General features: G+C 49.1%; 19 protein-coding genes and 5 tRNA genes. 1 reads left to right on the top strand and 23 read right to left on the bottom strand.

Annotated features, from left to right (window positions below; all coding sequences use genetic code 11):
- Positions 1–32: 32 nt before the first annotated feature.
- From rpoB to rppH, 21 genes are all read right to left on the bottom strand, one after another.
- Complete coding sequence (gene rpoB / locus XMD579_RS09015) at positions 33–4,133, bottom strand: DNA-directed RNA polymerase subunit beta (protein ID WP_173506255.1); 4,101 nt, start codon at positions 4,131–4,133, stop codon at positions 33–35.
- 178 nt (positions 4,134–4,311) lie between these two features.
- Positions 4,312–4,683, bottom strand: a complete 372-nt coding sequence (gene rplL, locus XMD579_RS09010) for a 50S ribosomal protein L7/L12 (RefSeq protein ID WP_173481794.1) — start codon at positions 4,681–4,683, stop codon at positions 4,312–4,314.
- A 42-nt stretch (positions 4,684–4,725) separates the two neighbouring features.
- The gene (gene rplJ, locus XMD579_RS09005) at positions 4,726–5,220 is read right to left on the bottom strand and encodes a 50S ribosomal protein L10 (protein ID WP_173481793.1); all 495 of its coding nucleotides are present in this window, start codon (positions 5,218–5,220) and stop codon (positions 4,726–4,728) included.
- 216 nt (positions 5,221–5,436) lie between these two features.
- Positions 5,437–6,132 carry a 50S ribosomal protein L1 gene (rplA, locus tag XMD579_RS09000; RefSeq protein ID WP_173481792.1) on the bottom strand — a complete coding sequence of 232 codons (696 nt, stop codon included), beginning with the start codon at positions 6,130–6,132 and terminating at the stop codon, positions 5,437–5,439.
- Entirely contained in the window at positions 6,132–6,566 is a 435-nt protein-coding gene (rplK, locus tag XMD579_RS08995) for a 50S ribosomal protein L11 (protein WP_173481791.1), read from the bottom strand. Before rplK ends, rplA begins: the two co-directional genes overlap by 1 nt.
- 95 nt (positions 6,567–6,661) lie before the next feature.
- Positions 6,662–7,204: a transcription termination/antitermination protein NusG gene (gene nusG, locus XMD579_RS08990; protein ID WP_173481790.1), complete on the bottom strand. Its 543-nt coding sequence runs from the start codon at positions 7,202–7,204 to the stop codon at positions 6,662–6,664.
- A gap of 9 nt (positions 7,205–7,213) precedes the next feature.
- Complete coding sequence (gene secE, locus XMD579_RS08985) at positions 7,214–7,582, bottom strand: preprotein translocase subunit SecE (RefSeq protein WP_173481789.1); 369 nt, start codon at positions 7,580–7,582, stop codon at positions 7,214–7,216.
- A gap of 62 nt (positions 7,583–7,644) precedes the next feature.
- Positions 7,645–7,720 (bottom strand) — tRNA-Trp (locus XMD579_RS08980).
- Between the two features lie 165 nt (positions 7,721–7,885).
- Positions 7,886–7,960: transfer RNA gene (locus XMD579_RS08975), tRNA-Thr, on the bottom strand.
- 13 nt (positions 7,961–7,973) lie between these two features.
- Positions 7,974–8,048: transfer RNA gene (locus XMD579_RS08970), tRNA-Gly, on the bottom strand.
- Between the two features lie 17 nt (positions 8,049–8,065).
- Positions 8,066–8,149, bottom strand: a tRNA-Tyr gene (locus tag XMD579_RS08965).
- A 17-nt stretch (positions 8,150–8,166) separates the two neighbouring features.
- Positions 8,167–8,242 (bottom strand) — tRNA-Thr (locus XMD579_RS08960).
- A 23-nt stretch (positions 8,243–8,265) separates the two neighbouring features.
- The gene (locus XMD579_RS08955) at positions 8,266–8,907 is read right to left on the bottom strand and encodes a hypothetical protein (RefSeq protein WP_173481788.1); all 642 of its coding nucleotides are present in this window, start codon (positions 8,905–8,907) and stop codon (positions 8,266–8,268) included.
- Positions 8,907–9,629 (bottom strand): type III pantothenate kinase, encoded by a 723-nt coding sequence (locus tag XMD579_RS08950; RefSeq protein ID WP_173481787.1) that lies wholly within the window; start codon positions 9,627–9,629, stop codon positions 8,907–8,909. The genes XMD579_RS08955 and XMD579_RS08950 overlap by 1 nt, the downstream gene beginning before the upstream one ends.
- On the bottom strand, positions 9,619–10,584 hold the full coding sequence (gene birA, locus XMD579_RS08945; RefSeq protein ID WP_173481786.1) for a bifunctional biotin--[acetyl-CoA-carboxylase] ligase/biotin operon repressor BirA: 966 nt from the start codon (positions 10,582–10,584) through the stop codon (positions 9,619–9,621). The genes XMD579_RS08950 and birA overlap by 11 nt, the downstream gene beginning before the upstream one ends.
- A gap of 2 nt (positions 10,585–10,586) precedes the next feature.
- Positions 10,587–11,099, bottom strand: a complete 513-nt coding sequence (locus XMD579_RS08940) for a dihydrofolate reductase (protein ID WP_173481785.1) — start codon at positions 11,097–11,099, stop codon at positions 10,587–10,589.
- 12 nt (positions 11,100–11,111) lie between these two features.
- Positions 11,112–11,963 carry a thymidylate synthase gene (locus tag XMD579_RS08935; protein WP_173506254.1) on the bottom strand — a complete coding sequence of 284 codons (852 nt, stop codon included), beginning with the start codon at positions 11,961–11,963 and terminating at the stop codon, positions 11,112–11,114.
- A 14-nt stretch (positions 11,964–11,977) separates the two neighbouring features.
- Positions 11,978–12,757, bottom strand: coding sequence for a prolipoprotein diacylglyceryl transferase (gene lgt / locus XMD579_RS08930; protein ID WP_173488820.1), 780 nt, complete (start codon positions 12,755–12,757; stop codon positions 11,978–11,980).
- Positions 12,757–13,566 (bottom strand): sulfite exporter TauE/SafE family protein, encoded by an 810-nt coding sequence (locus tag XMD579_RS08925; RefSeq protein ID WP_173506253.1) that lies wholly within the window; start codon positions 13,564–13,566, stop codon positions 12,757–12,759. Before XMD579_RS08925 ends, lgt begins: the two co-directional genes overlap by 1 nt.
- Positions 13,567–15,861 (bottom strand): phosphoenolpyruvate--protein phosphotransferase, encoded by a 2,295-nt coding sequence (gene ptsP / locus XMD579_RS08920; protein WP_173481816.1) that lies wholly within the window; start codon positions 15,859–15,861, stop codon positions 13,567–13,569. It lies immediately after the preceding gene.
- 33 nt (positions 15,862–15,894) lie between these two features.
- Positions 15,895–16,380 (bottom strand): RNA pyrophosphohydrolase, encoded by a 486-nt coding sequence (rppH, locus tag XMD579_RS08915; protein ID WP_173481782.1) that lies wholly within the window; start codon positions 16,378–16,380, stop codon positions 15,895–15,897.
- Between the two features lie 140 nt (positions 16,381–16,520).
- On the opposite strand from rppH, the gene XMD579_RS08910 reads away from it, so the two are divergent.
- Positions 16,521–17,180, top strand: a complete 660-nt coding sequence (locus XMD579_RS08910; RefSeq protein WP_173481815.1) for an HAD family phosphatase — start codon at positions 16,521–16,523, stop codon at positions 17,178–17,180.
- 15 nt (positions 17,181–17,195) lie between these two features.
- Here XMD579_RS08910 and XMD579_RS08905 read toward each other — a convergent pair whose 3' ends face one another.
- The gene (locus tag XMD579_RS08905) at positions 17,196–17,612 is read right to left on the bottom strand and encodes a CBS domain-containing protein (protein WP_173481781.1); all 417 of its coding nucleotides are present in this window, start codon (positions 17,610–17,612) and stop codon (positions 17,196–17,198) included.
- A 146-nt stretch (positions 17,613–17,758) separates the two neighbouring features.
- The gene (locus XMD579_RS08900; protein WP_173481780.1) at positions 17,759–18,955 is read right to left on the bottom strand and encodes a class I SAM-dependent rRNA methyltransferase; all 1,197 of its coding nucleotides are present in this window, start codon (positions 18,953–18,955) and stop codon (positions 17,759–17,761) included.
- Between the last annotated feature and the right edge of the window lie 61 nt (positions 18,956–19,016).

Genomic DNA, 19,016 nt, shown 5'->3' with positions numbered 1-19,016 from the left:
CTTGGCATACAGCCCGATGTTCAATTAGGCCCTTACTCGTTCTCTAGCTCGATATCGATACCGAGAGAACGGATCTCTTTGATCAGCACGTTAAATGATTCAGGCATGCCTGGATCCATGCTGTGGTCGCCATCGACGATGTTCTTATACATCTTCGTACGACCATTCACGTCATCGGATTTGACTGTGAGCATCTCTTGAAGCGTGTAAGCTGCGCCGTACGCTTCCAGTGCCCAAACCTCCATCTCACCGAAGCGCTGACCACCGAACTGAGCTTTACCACCCAGCGGCTGCTGAGTAACAAGGCTGTAAGAGCCGGTTGAACGTGCGTGCATCTTGTCATCAACCAAGTGGTTAAGTTTCAGCATGTACATGTAGCCAACAGTCACTGGACGGTCGAACTTGTCGCCTGTGCGACCATCGAACAGATCCACCTGTCCACTGTCATTCATGTCTGCAAGACGCAGCAGCGCTTTGATTTCAGATTCTTTAGCACCATCAAAGACTGGAGTCGCTAGTGGAACACCCGCTTTGAGGTTTTCAGCCAGAGCCAAGATCTCGTCATCGCTGAATGACTTAAGATCTTCTTTACGAGCACACTCTAGGCCGCTGTGCTGTGCGTTGTAGACGGCTTCAAGGAATTCACGAACTTCCTTAACTTTTTCAGCCTTCTTACGCTCAACTTCCAGCATGGTGTTGATCTTACGACCAAGACCTTTCGCTGCAGCACCCATGTGAGTCTCAAGGATCTGACCTACGTTCATACGAGACGGTACACCCAGTGGGTTAAGAACCACATCAACTGGCTCACCGTTCTCATCGTAAGGCATATCTTCGACAGGCATGATAACTGAGATAACACCCTTGTTACCGTGACGACCTGCCATCTTGTCACCAGGCTGTACGCGACGCTTAGTTGCTACGTAAACCTTAACAATCTTAAGTACGCCAGGCGCTAGATCATCACCTGTCTGAAGCTTGCTCTTCTTATCTTCGAAGCGCTTATCCAGCATTTCACGACGCTCTTCAAGCTGCTTCTTAGCCGCTTCAAGCATCTCTGCAGCTGCACTGTCAGATACGCGAATCTTGAACCACTCATCGTGTTTAAGATCAGCAAGGAATTCAGACGTGATCTCTTGACCCTTCTTAAGACCAGCACCACCGTCAGCTTTAAGGCCAACTAGTGTGCGCTCAAGACGCTCGAAAGTTGCTACTTCAACAATGCGGAACTCGTCATCAAGGTCTTTACGGATGCTTGCAAGTTCAGCTTGCTCGATAGCGATTGCACGCTCATCTTTTTCAACACCGTCACGAGTGAAGACCTGAACGTCGATAACCTTACCAACAGTACCTGTCTTAACACGTAGAGAAGTGTCTTTAACATCAGACGCTTTCTCACCGAAGATCGCACGCAGTAGCTTCTCTTCAGGAGTCAATTGAGTTTCGCCTTTAGGCGTTACTTTACCTACTAGAATGTCACCAGGACCTACTTCAGCACCAATGTGCACGATGCCTGATTCGTCTAGTTTAGCGAGTGCAGATTCACCAACATTCGGGATATCCGCAGTAATCTCTTCAGAGCCTAGCTTAGTATCACGAGAGACACAGGTTAGCTCTTGAATGTGGATCGTAGTGAAACGATCTTCTTGAACAACACGCTCAGAGATTAGGATCGAGTCCTCGAAGTTGAAACCGTTCCAAGGCATGAACGCGATACGCATGTTCTGGCCAAGGGCTAGCTCACCAAGGTCAACCGATGGACCATCGGCTAGGATATCACCACGTGATACCTGCTCACCTAGGTTAACGATCGCACGCTGGTTGATACATGTGTTCTGGTTCGAACGCACGTACTTAGTTAGGTTGTAGATATCTACACCTGCATCGCCTGCAGTAATTTCGTCATCGTTAACGCGAACAACCACACGGCTTGCGTCAACTGATTCAATAACACCGCCACGCTTAGCAACCACACAGACGCCAGAGTCACGAGCGATGTTGCGCTCGATACCGGTACCAACAAGCGGCTTATCAGCCTTCAGTGTTGGAACAGCCTGACGTTGCATGTTCGATCCCATCAATGCACGGTTCGCATCATCGTGTTCAAGGAACGGGATAAGAGCTGCCGCAACCGATACAACCTGACGTGGTGAAACGTCCATGTACTGTACGCGCTCTTTAGGCATTACGGTTGTTTCGTTCAAGTGACGAACAGTGACCAGCTCATCAGTCAGTTTGTTCTTCGCATCCACCGTTGCCGAAGCCTGTGCGATAACGAAGTTAGACTCTTCGATAGCTGATAGGTAATCGATGTCGTCTGTTACCTGACCATCAACAACGCGACGGTAAGGAGTCTCTAGGAAGCCGTAGTTGTTTGTACGAGCAAACACAGCTAACGAGTTGATCAGACCGATGTTTGGACCTTCAGGAGTCTCGATAGGACATACACGACCGTAGTGAGTTGGGTGTACGTCACGAACCTCGAAGCCCGCGCGCTCACGCGTTAGACCACCTGGGCCTAGTGCAGAGACACGACGCTTGTGAGTTACTTCGGAAAGCGGGTTGTTCTGGTCCATGAACTGTGACAGCTGCGACGAGCCAAAGAACTCTTTAATGGCAGCTGCAACTGGCTTAGCGTTGATCAGATCCTGAGGCATCAGGTTGTCTGATTCAGCCATGCTTAGGCGCTCACGTACAGCACGCTCTACACGAACAAGACCGACACGGAATTGGTTCTCAGCCATCTCACCAACTGAACGGATACGACGGTTACCAAGGTGGTCGATATCGTCAACAACGCCTTTACCGTTACGGATCTCGATCAGTGTCTTCATAACATCTAGGATGTCATCTTTAGACAGAATGCCTGAACCTGTCTCCTCTTCACGACCAAGACGGCGGTTGAACTTCATACGACCTACCGCAGAAAGATCGTAGCGCTCTTCAGAGAAGAATAGATTTTCAAATAGTGATTCTGCTGACTCTTTCGTTGGTGGCTCACCAGGACGCATCATGCGGTAGATCTCTACCAATGCTTCTAGCTGGTTACGAGTCGGGTCAATACGAAGAGTGTCAGAAACGAATGGACCACAATCCAATTCGTTAGTGTAAAGCGTTTCGAAACGTTCGATCTTAGCTTCTTGAAGCTTAGCTACCGCCTCTTCAGTCAGCTCGGTGTTACAAGGAAGCAGTACTTCACCTGTAGCAGGATCAACGATATCTTTAGCTAGAGCTTTGCCCACTAGGTACTCTGCAGGAGTCTCTAGTTGAGTCATACCCTCTTTCTGCATCTGACGGATGTGGCGCGGAGTGATACGGCGACCCGCTTCAACAATCACATCACCTTTAGGTGTAAGGATCTCGAAGCTCATTGTTTCACCACGTAGGCGCTCAGGAATAAGATCCATCTGAATCTTATCTTTCGATAGATTCCAGCCAGTCGTGTCAAAGAAGATATCTAGAATCTCTTCTGCTTGGAAACCAAGCGCGCGCATCAAGATAGTCGCAGGCAGTTTACGGCGACGGTCGATACGAACAAATAGAGAGTCTTTTGGATCAAACTCGAAGTCGAGCCAAGAACCACGGTAAGGAATGATTCGAGCAGAGTAAAGCAATTTGCCCGATGAGTGTGTTTTACCCTTGTCGTGATCGAAGAATACACCAGGTGAACGGTGGAGCTGCGATACGATTACGCGCTCAGTACCATTGACAACAAAGGTACCATTCTCAGTCATGAGCGGCATTTCGCCCATGTAAACTTCTTGCTCTTTAATGTCTTTAACCGCTTTCGTAGACGAATCGCGATCGTAGATCACCAGACGCACTTTAACGCGAAGTGGCGCTGCGTAGGTGATACCACGCTGCTGACACTCTTTTACGTCAAAGACAGGCTCACCTAGGCGATAACCAGCGTATTCCAAAGCAGCGTTTCCAGAGTAAGAAACGATTGGGAATACAGAATTGAATGCGGCATGAAGCCCCTCTTCGGTGCGACCTTCAGAAGTAGCGCCCGCCTCTAGAAACTTACGATATGAATCCAGCTGTGTCGCGAGCAGGTAAGGTAGTTCCATTACCTGACCGAGTTTACTGAAATCCTTTCGGATACGTTTCTTCTCAGTGTATGAATAAGCCATCAGTGTTCCCCAGCATGTGCATCTAGGTTGAGAAACCAAACTCGATAAATTATCGAGCAATTCGTTCCGTTAAAAAGTCTATCTACTAATAACGGAAAAAGGCCGGTGGCATTTTTGCCACCAGCCATACGCTTTTTAAGCAGCGTAGAGCTGCTTAATGCGCAGCAAGCTCAAGTTATTACTTAAGCTCGACAGAAGCGCCAGCTGCTTCAAGATCAGCTTTGATCTGCTCAGCTTCTTCTTTAGAAGCGCCTTCTTTAACAGTTGAAGGTGCACCGTCAACCATCTCTTTCGCTTCTTTAAGACCAAGGCCAGTTACTGCACGAACTACCTTGATTACGTTTACTTTCTTATCGCCAGCAGAAGCTAGAACAACGTCGAAGTCAGTCTTCTCTTCTGCAGCACCGCCAGCATCGCCAGCAGGACCAGCAACTACTGCAGCTGCAGCAGATACGCCGAATTTTTCTTCCATTGCAGAAACTAGTTCAACAACGTCCATTACTGACATTTCAGCAATTGCATTTAGGATATCGTCTTTAGACAGAGACATGATTAATTCCTTTATTAAATCGGTTACTTAGCAACCAGCCAATTAAGCTGCTTGCTCTTCTTTCTGAACGCGTACCGCATCGATAGCACGTACGAGCTTGCCAGCAGCTGCTTCTTTCATGCAGCTCATTAGCTTCGCTAGTGCTTCGTCGTATGTCGGTAGGCTTGCTAGCATTGCGATATCAACGATCTCGCCTTCGAAGGCAGCTGTTTTCAGCTCAAACTTGTCATTGCCTTTTGCAAAGTCTTTCAAGATACGGGCGCCAGCGCCTGGGTGCTCTTGAGAGAAAGCAATGATAGTTGGACCTACGAACGAGTCCGCTAGACATTCATAAGCTGTACCCTCTACTGCACGACGTGCTAGCGTGTTACGTACGACTTTAAGCCATACACCCGCTTCACGTGCCTGCTTACGCAGTGCAGTCATATCGCCTACTTCAACGCCGCGGGAATCCGCAACGACAGCAGACAATGCAGAGCCAGCAGCTTCCTGAACCTCAGCGACGATCGCTTTTTTCTGTTCAAGTCCTATTGCCACAATTTACTCCTGGTTGTCTTTCGACATATTTACCAACCACCCCGCTTACGCGAGGCATGAGTACGGCTAAAATGATTCCGAGGAATCTCACCGTCTGCGCAGGCTGGTTGGCCCATTAAGATGCCACTGAAGAATCAATAGCATCACCTGCGGTCTTTGACGGTCTTCGTCTCTGTCAGACAGGTCTGAAGACCCTCAAATACCTTTGCTGGAGGATTAAGCGTCTAGTGACGCAACATCCACCTGTAGACCCGGTCCCATAGTGGTAGACAGGGTTACTTTCTTAACGTAGACGCCTTTAGCAGACGCTGGCTTAAGTTTCTTAAGCTCAGCAAGTAGAGCCGCTACGTTTTCAGCGATTTGGTTTGGCTCGAAGCCTACTTTACCAACTGACGCGTGAATGATGCCGTTCTTATCAGTACGGAAACGTACCTGACCAGATTTAGCATTCTTAACTGCACCAGCAACATCTGGAGTTACAGTACCAACCTTAGGGTTTGGCATTAGGCCACGTGGACCAAGCACTGTACCTAGCGCACCAACAACGCGCATAGCGTCTGGGCTTGCAATTACTACGTCGAAGTCTAGGTTGCCAGCTTTAACTGACTCAGCAAGATCTTCAAAACCAACAACGTCCGCGCCCGCTTCTTTTGCTTTCTCAGCGTTTTCGCCTTGAGCAAATACAGCAACACGAACTTCTTTACCTGTACCGTTTGGAAGAACACTTGAACCACGTACAACCTGGTCAGATTTCTTCGGATCAACACCTAGGTTGATCGCAACATCTACAGACTCAGCGAATTTAACAGCAGAAACTTCTGAAAGAATCTGAGCAGCATCAGCAGCAGCGTACAATTTACCCGCTTCTACTTTTTCAGCGATCGCCTTTTGACGTTTAGTCAACTTAGCCATTACTCATCACCCTCCACAACTAGACCCATGCGACGTGCAGAACCTGCAATCGTACGTACCGCTGCATCCATGTCCGCAGCAGTAAGGTCAGCCATTTTAATTGTTGCAATCTCTTCAAGCTGAGCGCGAGTAACAGTACCCACTTTCTCAGTGTTTGGACGAGATGAACCAGATTTAAGACCAACCGCTTTCTTCAATAGGATTGAAGCTGGTGGAGTCTTAGTGATGAACGTAAAGCTACGATCAGCGTATACAGTGATAACCACTGGAATTGGCATACCAGGTTCCATCGATTGAGTCTGTGCGTTGAACGCTTTACAGAACTCCATGATGTTCACACCGTGTTGACCTAGCGCAGGACCTACTGGCGGACTTGGGTTCGCCTGACCTGCTTTAACCTGCAACTTAATGTAGGCTTCTATCTTCTTAGCCATTGAGCTACTCCTTTGGGTACAAGCGCCTCTCGGCTCCCCTTTACACAACAAAAACCGAGCAGCCTTTCAGCCACTCAGTTCGTTAAAAACCTTCGTTAAACTTTTTCGACCTGACGGAACTCAAGTTCAACCGGTGTTGAGCGACCGAAGATCAATACAGCCACTTTCAGACGTGACTTCTCGTAATCAACCTCTTCAACAACACCATTGAAGTCAGCGAATGGGCCATCATTAACACGCACCATCTCACCCGCTTCAAACATCGTCTTAGGACGTGGCTTATCAACACCACTCTCTACACGACGTAGAATCTCATCAGCTTCACGCTGAGTAATTGGTGCAGGCTTATCTGCCGTACCACCTATGAAACCTAGAACACGTGGCGTACTCTTAACCATGTGCCAAGTTTCGTCGTTCATCACCATGTTAACGAGCACATAACCTGGGTAGAACTTGCGCTCAGACTTACGCTTCTTACCATCACGGATCTCTACAACCTCTTCTGTTGGCACAAGGATATCGCCAAACAGATCTTCCATACCGTGACGCTCGATCGCTTCTAGCAGACCAGCCTGAACACGCTTCTCATAACCAGAGTAAGCGTGAACAACGTACCAGCGCATCTTTTCTGAACTCATAGAAACCTCTTAACCAATAAAGCCAGACACTACCCAGCCGAGTAGCGAGTCCAGACCCCAAAGCAAAAGACCAACAATCAATACAGCCACAACAACGATCAAGGTCGTCTGCAACGTCTCTTGACGAGTTGGCCATACCACTTTGCGAATCTCATTCTTCGCCTCTTTGAATAGACGGAAGAACGCTTTACCTTTTGCCGTTTGAAGTGCAACAAAGCCAGCTACAATTGCGAGCGCAACTAACGCAAGCACACGATAGAGCAGTGACTCGTTAGCGTAGACAGAGTTACCGACCACACCAACAGCAACGATCGCAATAACAACAAGCCACTTCAGGCTGTCAAATTTAGACACGTCGTCAGAAACTTTTGAGTTCACCAGAACCTCTACTAATCAAACACTTAAGCTAGATTTGCTGCATATAAACCACCTGTAAAAGGTGGCAGGGTAGGAGGGACTCGAACCCCCAACCTGCGGTTTTGGAGACCGCTGCTCTGCCAATTGAGCCACTACCCTATACAACAAGGGACGCGCATTATACCCGCCTAAAATCTCAGTTTCAACTGATAAAACCAAGAAATTCAGCAGCCTATGCGGTATTGAAAACCCACTTCGAAACGCTCTGACACCTACCCCAAGACGTAAAAAAAGGCAGACAATTAATCTACCTTACATGTGTCATGGAGCTCATGGGCGGATTTGAACCGCCGACCTCACCCTTACCAAGGGTGTGCTCTACCCCTGAGCTACATGAGCGAATATCGTCGATTGGAGCGGGTAGCGGGAATCGAACCCGCCTCTTCAGCTTGGAAGGCTGAGGTAATAGCCACTATACCATACCCGCCGAAGGAGCTATCGAAATGGTGGTGGGAGATGGATTCGAACCATCGAAGCTTTCGCGTCGGATTTACAATCCGATCCCTTTGGCCACTCGGGAATCCCACCAGTACTTATTGCTGAAATGGTGCCGGCACCAAGAGTCGAACTCGGGACCTACTGATTACAAGTCAGTTGCTCTACCAACTGAGCTATACCGGCTCAGCAATGAAGTGGGGCGTATCTTACTGATCAGGTTTCAGCGTTGCAACCCCTTCGCAGGGTTTTTTTTCAAATTGAGCGCCAGGCCACTGTGTCGCGACCATTTCGATCAATTCTTGATCAAATTCAAACCCTTGTAGGTAGCTTACAGTCACACGAAAAGCATCACTTTGAATGGTGTTAACCTTTTTACGCAATTTGCTCTGTAAATCATCTGGGAACTGCTTTCGCAACTCATCGACGGCAGCATCATCAGGATAGACGCCCATCACTAGTGCACCATCGCGACTCTCGGGAACCCAACCCAGTGACGCCAGCTGATCGAGCAAGGCAACACGACGATCGGCATCTGCTGGCAGGGGCAATTCAACTTTCCAACCTTGCGCAACAGGAGGAATCTTTTCGTAAGCGAGATCTACTCCATAGCCTTCAAGCTGAATAAGCAACCTCTCTGCCTCATAGTCACTCTCTAAAGGCTGAAAATAACCACACTCCCTTGGACGCAATACTAACTGCTCGCTTGCATCAAGTTCATTGGGAAGTCGAAGCGCGGCAGGCCTGATGTCTGGCTGCCTGACGGTGTCTGCAAATCGGTATTCTTGCGCGTACCACAAAAACAGCAGCGCATTCCCTAAAAGCACTAACAACACCAACCAACGTAACATTAAAGTGTCACCCTCTCCGCCAAACTCAATCCATCTAACACCAGGTTTGGCAGACACTCAACCCTAGGTTCTGACTTAATATATTCAAAAAGCTTAAGAGCATCACCACCGGTTAACAGAACACTCGCCTGCTCATTGAAATCTGCTCTTAGAGCCAAAATAGAGTGAGCCAGACCGGCAAATACTAACTCCGCACCTGATGAAACACAGCTAGCAGTATCGACTCCACCAAAGGGTTGAGCACTAGCCTCTTGCTCAAAACGGATGTTTGCCGTTTGCCCCAGCAGCGCACTCTGCAGCATTTGGTAACCTGGGGTGATAAATCCACCTGTATGCTGCCCATTTGCCGTTAATAGATCGATGGTCACCGCACTGCCGGCATCAACCAGTATCGCGGGCACTCCCTTCCCTCTCTGAAAAGCAGCCAACAAAACCAACCAACGGTCGACACCTAATCGAGAGACCTCCTCATATCCACAGCGCACACCCGCGCACTCTTTCGAAACACGAGCAAACTCTGGAGTACAGCCATAGCGCTGTTCCAGTTCCGAGGAGAGCCTTTCATTAACCTCTGACGCCGCAACTGAGCTAATCCAAAGAGCATCCACCGATGCATCAGGCCATTGAGGATCAACCAGTCTGGTCACACCCTCGCGTTCAACCCGATCTGATACCAGGCGCCACTTAACTCGACTGTTGCCTATATCCAGTTCAAGACGCACTGTTAACTCCTCGTAAACTAATCTCACCAGCAGAGTAACGGTTTAGCTTACCCTCAACCTCCACTAGCACCTCACCCTGCGCATCCACACCTCGGCAAATACCCTCCACTTCAGCGTGACCCATTAAGAGCCTAACAGGATAATCTTGGAATGCATGGACCGCCTGCCACTGCTGAGCGTATGCCGAGAAACCTTTTGTTTCAAACTCATTTAACAGTTGAGTTAATGATCGGACAATCTCAATCAAAAGCTGAGAACGAGTTAGCGTACCTGACATGTAGTTGCCCAAATCCGACCACTCTTGGTCAATGCTCGAATTGACACTGTCCGGCATCTTCACATTGATCCCAACACCAATCACAGCAGAACACTCACCCGTCAGATCGCCGGCCAGCTCGATCAATACCCCACCCAGCTTACGCTTCTCTAATAGGAGATCATTCGGCCACTTCAACTGCACCCCTGTCACAGCAAGCGAACTCAATGCCTGCTGAACAGCCAACCCAACCGCCAAACTTAGACCTTGGAGTGCTGCCGCGCCCCCTTTAAATTGGCAGCCCAGTGAAAGATACAAATTGGCCGCAAAAGGGCTCACCCACTGACGTCCGCGTCTACCTCGACCCTGCCCCTGATACTCAGCTGCCACTAACACTTTGCGACAGCCATCAGACATATGGGTTTGCGCAACACGATTGGTCGAGTCGACCGAATCTAAAACGTCGATGCGGTCATAGTTAAGAGAGGACAACTCATTTGCGATAAACTGTTCATCAAGCAGATCTAGACCGCCATTGATGCGATAACCCCGCCCTCTCGATGATTGAATAGCGATTCCCAGAGCACTGAGTTTATCTAACTCTTTTCGAAGTGCGGATGAGGATATGTCCAGAATCGCAGCCAGACTGTTACCACTGCGATACTGGCCATCTGCCAGCAGCGATAACAGTCGTTGCACGGTTAGGCCTCGCTGCGGTCGTAGACGATGAATGCGTAGGGGTAGCGGTTCGGCTGGTCGCCGGCAGGAAAAGATTGACGACCCAACTCTTGCCACTGGCCGTAGTCAATTTCAGGAAAATGAGCATCACCCTCGGGTTCAGCCTCAACCTGTGTCAGGTAGAGACGATCAACAAGAGGTAGCGATTGTGCATAGATCTGAGCACCACCAATAATGACAGCCTCCTCTACCCCATCGATCATAGCCTGTGCCTCACCGACCTCGATAGCCTCTTCTAGGCTTGCCACGATTTTGACACCTTCAGCACTCCAATTCGAATCTCGTGTAATGACGATATTCAAACGACCTGGCAGAGGCTTGCCAATCGACTCAAAGGTTTTGCGACCCATAATAATGGGCTTACCCATGGTCACCTCTTTGAAATAACGCAGATCTTCAGGTAGGTACCAAGGCAGTTTATTGTCATTACCAATAACGCGATTTAAACCCTGAGCGACGATTAAAGCTAATCTCATAACCTCTCCTACTTATACAGAAAATGGGTATTGAATGGCGTCATGGTACTGATAGCCAACCACTTCAAAGTCATCCGTTGTCACCCAGGTTTCGATATCCTCAAGCGATTTAATATCGGGATTGATCTTTAACTGCGGGCTAGGGAAAGGTTCGCGCTTAAGCTGCACGTCACGCATCAACTCCAACTGATCTTCATAGATGTGCGCATTGACGATCTTATGATACGCCTTACCTGGTTTATGACCGGTTATCTGGGCCATCAACGCCAACAACACATAGACCTGAACCTGATTAAAATTGAGGCCCAGCGGCACATCACAACTGCGCTGATAGGATGTTAAAAAGAGCTGATCACCCAATAGCGAAAAGGTGTGGGTATGCATACAAGGACGCAGACAACCAAGATGAAACTCACCCGGGTTGTAGAAGGTCAGGATTTCGCCGCGATCATCGATCCCTTTAGAGAGGTTATCAACAATCTTCTTAAGCTGATCGGTGACGCTGCCATCGGACGCCATCCACTGACGACCCTGCACTCCGTAAACACGCCCCATGTCATCCTCACCTTTACGAGCAGGATTATTCAACCAAGCACCATTCTCGTTTGCGTTAGCATTCCACGTATTACAGCCAATATCACGAAACTGAGCCGCACTATCGTATCCACGTAGGTAACCCAAAAGCTCAGCAATGGCCGCTTTGTAAAAACTCTTGCGCGTTGTGACGAGCGGGAACTGATTGCCAGCGACATCATATTCAAGATTGGCATCAATCACTGTTAAACAACGCTTACCGGTGCGCTCATTACCCAACCAGACGCCTTCATCAATGATGCGTTGGCACAACTCTAAATACTGTTTCATCCAATAACCTTAGATTAATTTTTCGAAGCAACTGGGCGCATAAGCAGATAAAGCCCAATCAAAATCATGGGTAGAGAGAGTAACTGACCCATTGTTAAAACATCAAATCCAATAAAGCCAAGATGCGCATCCGGCTCCCTGAAGAACTCTACAGCACTACGAGCAAGGCCGTAACCTAACAAAAAGAGCCCTGAAACCGACCCCAACTTGCGCGGTTTCATTGAGTAGATCCAGACAATTGAGAACAGAACAATACCTTCGAGCAGCGCTTCATAAAGCTGCGAAGGGTGTCTAGCTAACAGGTCGCTGGCACGTGGAAATATCACACCCCAGGCCTGATCAGTGGCACGCCCCCACAACTCACCACCGATGAAGTTACCCATCCTGCCAGCAGCCAAACCTAAAGGCACGAGCGGGGCGACAAAATCACCGATCTCAAACAGTGATTTACCCTGACTTTTTGAGAACCAGAGAATGACTGCAACCACCCCTAACAGACCACCATGGAAGGACATCCCGCCCTCCCAAACATGGAATAACCAGAGCGGATTTTCTAAGAAGTAGTCAAAGTGGTAGAAAAGGACATAACCGACTCGGCCACCAAGAATGACACCTAGAGCACCATAAAAAATCAGATCAGAAAGCTGCTTTTCGCTCCATAGACCGGTTCGCTTTGCTTGAACAGTACCCAACCAATAGGCCGAACCGAATGCGAGCAGGTACATGATGCCGTACCAATGAATCTGTATAGCACCAAAGCCGACCGCAACTGGGTCAATATCATGAGTCCAGATCACGCCAGCCCCATCAAGTTAATCAGCAAGAAACGAACACCAATGACCATTAAGAAGATGGCAAAGATCTTTTTCAGGTGTTTTTGTGGCAGAGAGTGCGCCAATTTCGCACCGACTCGAGCAAACTGTGAACTGGCAATCGCAATGCCCACAAAGGCTGGCAGATAGATGTAGCCAACACTATAAGCTGGCATACCTGCGGCATCTTGGCCGGCCCAGATATAAGCCAGTGCACTGAACAGCGCGATGGGCAAACCAACTGCGGCTGAAGTACCGACCGCTTCACGCATGTCACTGCCTCGAGCGGTCAAGTAGGGCACCGTCAAGGTACCACCGCCGATACCGAAAATAGAGGAGGCTCCACCAATGACTGACCCCGCAACACCCAACTCTAAGTTTTCAGGCGTGCTATTACCTTGACGCGGCTTCAAATCGAAAGCCATCTGCACTGCGACCATACAGGCAAAAATTCCAAAGATGATTTGAAGATTATCACCAGTTAACTGATCAGCGATCCAAACACCGACCATAGCACCAACGGCAACACCGACAGCGAGCGGCTTAAACTGATCAAAGCGAACCGCACCGCGTTTATTATGCGCCAGTACCGAACTGATCGAGGTAACCACAATGGTTGCAAGTGAAGTCGCTACTGCAGCGTGTGTCACAACGGCCTCTGGCATCGCCTGTGCCGTAAAGCTAAAGATAAGAACGGGGACGATCAACAGACCGCCACCAATACCAAAGAGTCCAGCCACAACGCCAGCCACCGAACCTAGAACTAGGTAGGTAATTAATGTCTCTATCATCTAATCGTTTCCTGGAAGAACGGGACGCGTCAACTGTGTCAGACCCGCGTTTTGAAGCGTTTCACGAAGCAAAAGGTGAATATCTGAAGATTCATCCATTTTCATCACCTGCCCTAAAAGCAACGCTGCATCTTTATATTCAACACTGCGAATCGCCAACTTAACTTTAGGTAAGTTGGTCGAGTTCATTGAAAGCACGTCATAACCCATCGCCATCAACAGCAACGCACCGCCGGGATCGGCCGCCATCTCACCACAGATAGAGACCTGTTTCTGGTATTTGTGCGCCTCATTAGCAATCAACTGCAGTGCCTGCAACACCGATGGGTGATAGGTGGTGTAGAGATCAGCAACACGCGGATTATTGCGATCAACTGCGAGCAGATACTGAGTCAAATCATTAGAACCGACTGAGACAAAATCGATCAAAGGCGCAAAACGGCCAATTTGATAGACCGCAGCGGGCACTTCAATCATGACGCCAATCTCAGGCTTCTGAAGATCCAACCCCTCCTCCAACAACTCGTTGAACGCCTGATTAATCTGCTCCAGCGCCGCTTCCACCTCTTGAACACTGCTGATCATTGGCAGCATGATCCTTAAGTTATTGAGCCCCTCAGATGCCCGCAACATAGCACGCACCTGAACAAGGAAGATCTCGGGATGATCTAAGGTGACACGAATGCCTCGCCAACCAAGGAATGGGTTCTCTTCCTCAATTGGGAAATAGGGCAACGCCTTATCACCACCAATATCTAGGGTGCGCATGGTTACAGGTTTGGGGGCAAAGGCTTCCAGTTGACGACGGTAACTGTCCGCTTGCTCTAGTTCAGAAGGAAAAGTATCCCTAATCATAAACGGAATTTCTGTACGATAGAGTCCGATACCTTCAGCACCGCGTTTAACCGCACGCTCCACATCTGCCGTCAGACCGGTATTAACCCATAACGTCTGATTGAAACCATCTTGTGTCTCAGCGGGAAGGTCGCGAAGTTGATCCAGGTTAGCCTCAATCGCTCGCTCCTCTTTGAGAATAGAGCTGTAGGCTTCTAACAGATCATCTGTCGGGTCAACGTAGATCCTGCCTGAGTAGCCATCGACAATAACCTGACGACCATCAAGCTTGGTATAGGGCAGCTCAACCACACCCATCAGCGTTGGAATACCCATTGAACGAGCCAATATGGCGGCATGTGAGGAGCCAGAGCCGGTCACAGACACCATACCGACCAACTTATCTTCAGGCACCAAACCGAGCATAGCCGGCGAAAGGTCATCGGCAATCAAAACCGTGTTATCTGGGAAATCAGGAACCCGTTCAGCCCCCTCTTGTTGCATTGCCGAGAGCAGACGACGACCTAAGTCACGAATGTCAGTTGCCCGCTCGCGCAAGTAGGGGTCCTCCATATCGGAGAACTGCCTAACATGAGCTTGAATAACTTCCCGAAGCGCACCCTGAGCCCAGTTTCCTGCCTCAATCTTAGTTCGCACTTCACTTGGAATGGCATTGTCATCCAGCATACGGAGGTAGACTTCGAAGAGCGCCTGCTCCTCTGTTCTAAGGCGCGTCGCTAGAGAGTCAGAGACCTTCTGAATATCTTCCCGCACTTGAACCAGGGCGTGTTCGAAATCTTGCAGCTCTGCCTGGATATCATTGGCCGGCTTGTCAGGCACACTGCGTAGATCTGCAGAGAGCGTTGCCACATAGACATTACCGATAGCGACACCGGGTGCGCCAGCGATACCGACAAAACGCTTCGCCGTGACAGGCTCATCATCCTGTTTAGCGGCAGCAAAAACATCAAGAATGGAGCCGGTGGCCTCGGCATGGGCAATCACGCCAGCGAGCTGAGCCGACAGAGTAACCATGAAAGCCTCTTCAGACTCATCAAAGCGTCGAACTTCCCGCTGCTGAACAACCAACACACCGTGCACTTTACGCTGATGGATAATCGGCACACCAAGGAAGGCGTGGAAGCGCTCCTCACCGGTCGATTGTAGATAGACAAACGAAGGGTGAGTGAAGGCATCTTCAAGGTTGATCGGTTCTGCACGAGAACCGACTAAACCCACGATACCCTCAGTCGAGGATAGAGAGACTTTACCCACCGCGTCCTGATTCAAACCCTCGGTGGCACGAAGCACATAACGATTCGTTTGCGTATCGGTTAGGTAGATGGAGCACACTTCAGTCGACATTGTCTCACGAATGCGACGCACAGTAAGGGAGAGTACCGACTCAAGATCGGACTCACTGCCTACTTCCTGCACAATCTGACGCAATCGAGCGAGCATGCTCATGTGCGACTCCTTTTAGACATTGTGTGTCTAGCGTTTAACGATACGTGTCAAACGAGGAGATAACTCCCGCATCGCTTTACGATAAACCTCTTTTTTAAATGAGACGACTTGCCCTACTGGGTACCAATAACTCACCCATCGCCAACCATCAAATTCTGGGGTGTCCGAACAGTCGATTTTCACTGCCTCGTCACGACTCAACATGCGCAACATAAACCACTTCTGTTTTTGACCTATACAGAGTGGAAACTGATTACGACGAATCATGCGTTTTGGCAGACGATACCTTAACCAACCACGGGTAACGCCGAGGATCTCCACATCCTTTTTCGTTAGGCCGATCTCTTCATGGAGTTCACGATACATGGCTTGTTCAGCGGTCTCATCCGCATTGATTCCACCTTGTGGAAACTGCCACGCATCTTGACCACAACGACGCGCCCACAGAACTTGACCCAGCGAGTTAACCAGAATGATACCTACATTCGGTCTAAACCCATCTGAATCGATCACTTTGTTTTCCTTAAAAAACTTTAACTTATGGTCCTATTGTTCCACAGTACCAACTTTTAAGAAATAGACTATTCACAGTGTCTTGCCAGTCAGCTCAGACACCCGTATTCTCTGCAGCGAATCCTAAACACGAGAACCTTATGAAACCCTTGGCTATTTTTGATCTGGATAACACCCTACTCAACGGCGACAGTGATCACGCATGGGGGGAGTTTTTGTGTCAAAAAGGCATTGTTGATGAGACCGCCTACCGAGCCGCAAATGACCGTTTTTTTGAACAGTACAAAGCGGGTACGATGGATATCAACGAATTTCTCGAGTTTGCGTTAAAACCACTGACAGAGCACAGCAAAGCTCAACTAGATCAGTGGCACAACGAATTCATGTCCGAGGTTATTGAGCCGATCATCCTGCCTAAGGCTGAAGAGCTCTTAGCAACACACCGCGCCGCGGGAGATAGGCTGATGATCATCACCGCGACCAACAGCTTTGTCACAGGACCCATTGCTAAACGCTTAGAGGTAGATGAGTTTCTTGCCACTGAGCCAGAACAGCTCAATGGTGCATACACAGGAAAAATAGCGGGCACACCCTGCTTCCAATCTGGCAAAGTTACCCGACTCAACGAGTGGCTCAAAGAGCACAACGCCAACCTCTCTGGCAGCCACTTCTACAGCGATTCAATCAACGATCTACCTCTGCTTGAGCAGGTAGAACGCGCCGTAGCCGTTAACCCAGACGAACGACTAACAGCTGAAGCTCAGCAGCGCGGCTGGCCGATCCTTGATCTTCGCCGCTAATCCTACGCAACTGTTTTAAGCGGATTTTTTGGTATTCGCCAGCGTGTCATTAAGTGCACGCATCACATTTTTACGGGTTACTATTCCAAGCAACTTACCCTCTTCACAGACTGGGTAAACCTTAGGCTTACCACCTTCCATGCGCTCAGCCAGCTGCAACAGCGTCTCTTTAGGAGAGACCGTCAGTGGTTGGCGATACATGATATCGCTGACACAGGTGCGATCATCAAGATAGTAGCTACTTGAGATGAGGTAGCGCAGGCAGTCATGCTCTGACAAGAATCCTGAAATTTTGCCCTCAGTGTTAACAACGGGCAGACCCGGGTAGTTAGAATCAACAAGGTGGGCAACCGCCACCTCCAAAGAGGCAGACTCTTGCAGAGGCACGACCGAAGCATCCATTAGATCTGAAACCAGTTTCTGGGAAAACATTACTCTCTCCTATTGATTAGAGTCACACTTTCATTGTGGTTCAAAATCCAATTTTTTCCACACTCAGACTTAAGAGATAATCAATCAAATGATCTGGCACAAAAAAACGGAGCTAGGGCTCCGTTTTTCTCTTCCATAAATTCTGATCACTCATTCGCCAATAAGCGCATGAAATAAGCTTTCAGATACTCAGTTTCAGGAATCGCTGGGTGAATAGGGTGATCCGCTCCCTGATAGCCCTGTGCGAAAATTTGCCCCTGACGATCCAGCTCACGACTGTTGGTCCGTAGCATATCGACTAGACGGTCTGTCTGCAGGTGCATTGAGCATGATGCCGATACCAACACACCACCACGCTTCAGCAGACGCATCGCAAAGTTGTTGATACGTGCATAAGCACGCTCACCATTACGAATGTCTTTTTTGCGCATAATAAAGGCAGGTGGATCGACGATCACCACATCAAAGCGCTCTTTATCAGCTACCAGTGTTTTACAGATATCGAAGGCATCGCCTTGCAGAGCTCTAAATTTCGGCAGAGCATTTTGTAGACGCGCATTCTCTTCAGCCACTTCCAGTGCGCCTGCAGACGCATCAACACAGGCCACTTCAGACGCGCCGGCAGCCAGTGCTTGAGCACCCCAGCCACCCACATAACTGAACAGATCAAGGACCTTTTTACCCTTCACCATCGTCTGCATACGTGCTCGGTTTTCACGGTGATCGTAGAACCAACCTGTTTTTTGCCCCGTCAACAGGGGTGCAACTAGGTTAACGCCATTTTCAGACAGTGGTGACAGATCGCCGACTTCACCTTGAACCACCTCAACGTAGGCCTCAAGACCTTCGGTTTCACGGAACTTACCGTCATTACGCAACACAATGGCGGCCGGCATAAAGACCTTGTTCAAGGCATCAATCACATGATGCTGAACCTTCTCCATCCCTGCCGTCGAAATCTGTATCACAAAGATATCGTAGTATCGATCGATCACTAGGCCAGGTAGACCGTCCGAATCGCCATACACTAAGCGGTAGCAGGGCTGATCAAAACTCATCTCGCGCAAAGACAGTGCGATGTTGAGACGGTGCACAATCAGCGAGCGATCGAGCTCTTGCTCTGGATCACGACTAAACAGACGACCACAGATCAAGGTATTGGGGTTGATAATCGCACTGCCTCTTGGGCGACCTTGGGAATCTACAACCTGGACCTGCTCTCCCACCTCAAAATTTTTCAGGGGTGAGGCTTTATTGTCCACCTCATTACTGTAGATCCAGACGTGTCCGCCACGAAGACGGCGATCTGCACCCTGCTGTAGAACTAAAGATTTTGCTTTCATCTAGCGATTACCAAAAATAAAAATACCCCGGTTGGCATTGAAACTTTCAAGCCAACCGGGG

The sequence above is a fragment of the Marinobacterium sp. xm-d-579 genome (assembly GCF_013282935.1).
In the GTDB taxonomy this organism is placed as follows: domain Bacteria; phylum Pseudomonadota; class Gammaproteobacteria; order Pseudomonadales; family Balneatricaceae; genus Marinobacterium_E.
Note: the sequence above shows the minus strand (reverse complement) of the source record. Positions and strands in the feature narration are given on the sequence as shown.

What these genes read in the sequence shown, in the direction of transcription:
- rpoB (WP_173506255.1), bottom strand. Translation starts at nt 4,133, where the DNA reads ATGGCTTATTCATACACTGAGAAGAAACGTATCCGAAAGGATTTCAGT.
- rplL (WP_173481794.1), bottom strand. Translation starts at nt 4,683, where the DNA reads ATGTCTCTGTCTAAAGACGATATCCTAAATGCAATTGCTGAAATGTCA.
- rplA (WP_173481792.1), bottom strand. Translation starts at nt 6,132, where the DNA reads ATGGCTAAGTTGACTAAACGTCAAAAGGCGATCGCTGAAAAAGTAGAA.
- rplK (WP_173481791.1), bottom strand. Translation starts at nt 6,566, where the DNA reads ATGGCTAAGAAGATAGAAGCCTACATTAAGTTGCAGGTTAAAGCAGGT.
- nusG (WP_173481790.1), bottom strand. Translation starts at nt 7,204, where the DNA reads ATGAGTTCAGAAAAGATGCGCTGGTACGTTGTTCACGCTTACTCTGGT.
- XMD579_RS08955 (WP_173481788.1), bottom strand. Translation starts at nt 8,907, where the DNA reads ATGTTACGTTGGTTGGTGTTGTTAGTGCTTTTAGGGAATGCGCTGCTG.
- XMD579_RS08940 (WP_173481785.1), bottom strand. Translation starts at nt 11,099, where the DNA reads ATGAGATTAGCTTTAATCGTCGCTCAGGGTTTAAATCGCGTTATTGGT.
- XMD579_RS08935 (WP_173506254.1), bottom strand. Translation starts at nt 11,963, where the DNA reads ATGAAACAGTATTTAGAGTTGTGCCAACGCATCATTGATGAAGGCGTC.
- XMD579_RS08925 (WP_173506253.1), bottom strand. Translation starts at nt 13,566, where the DNA reads ATGATAGAGACATTAATTACCTACCTAGTTCTAGGTTCGGTGGCTGGC.
- ptsP (WP_173481816.1), bottom strand. Translation starts at nt 15,861, where the DNA reads ATGCTCGCTCGATTGCGTCAGATTGTGCAGGAAGTAGGCAGTGAGTCC.
- XMD579_RS08910 (WP_173481815.1), top strand. Translation starts at nt 16,521, where the DNA reads ATGAAACCCTTGGCTATTTTTGATCTGGATAACACCCTACTCAACGGC.
- XMD579_RS08905 (WP_173481781.1), bottom strand. Translation starts at nt 17,612, where the DNA reads ATGTTTTCCCAGAAACTGGTTTCAGATCTAATGGATGCTTCGGTCGTG.
- XMD579_RS08900 (WP_173481780.1), bottom strand. Translation starts at nt 18,955, where the DNA reads ATGAAAGCAAAATCTTTAGTTCTACAGCAGGGTGCAGATCGCCGTCTT.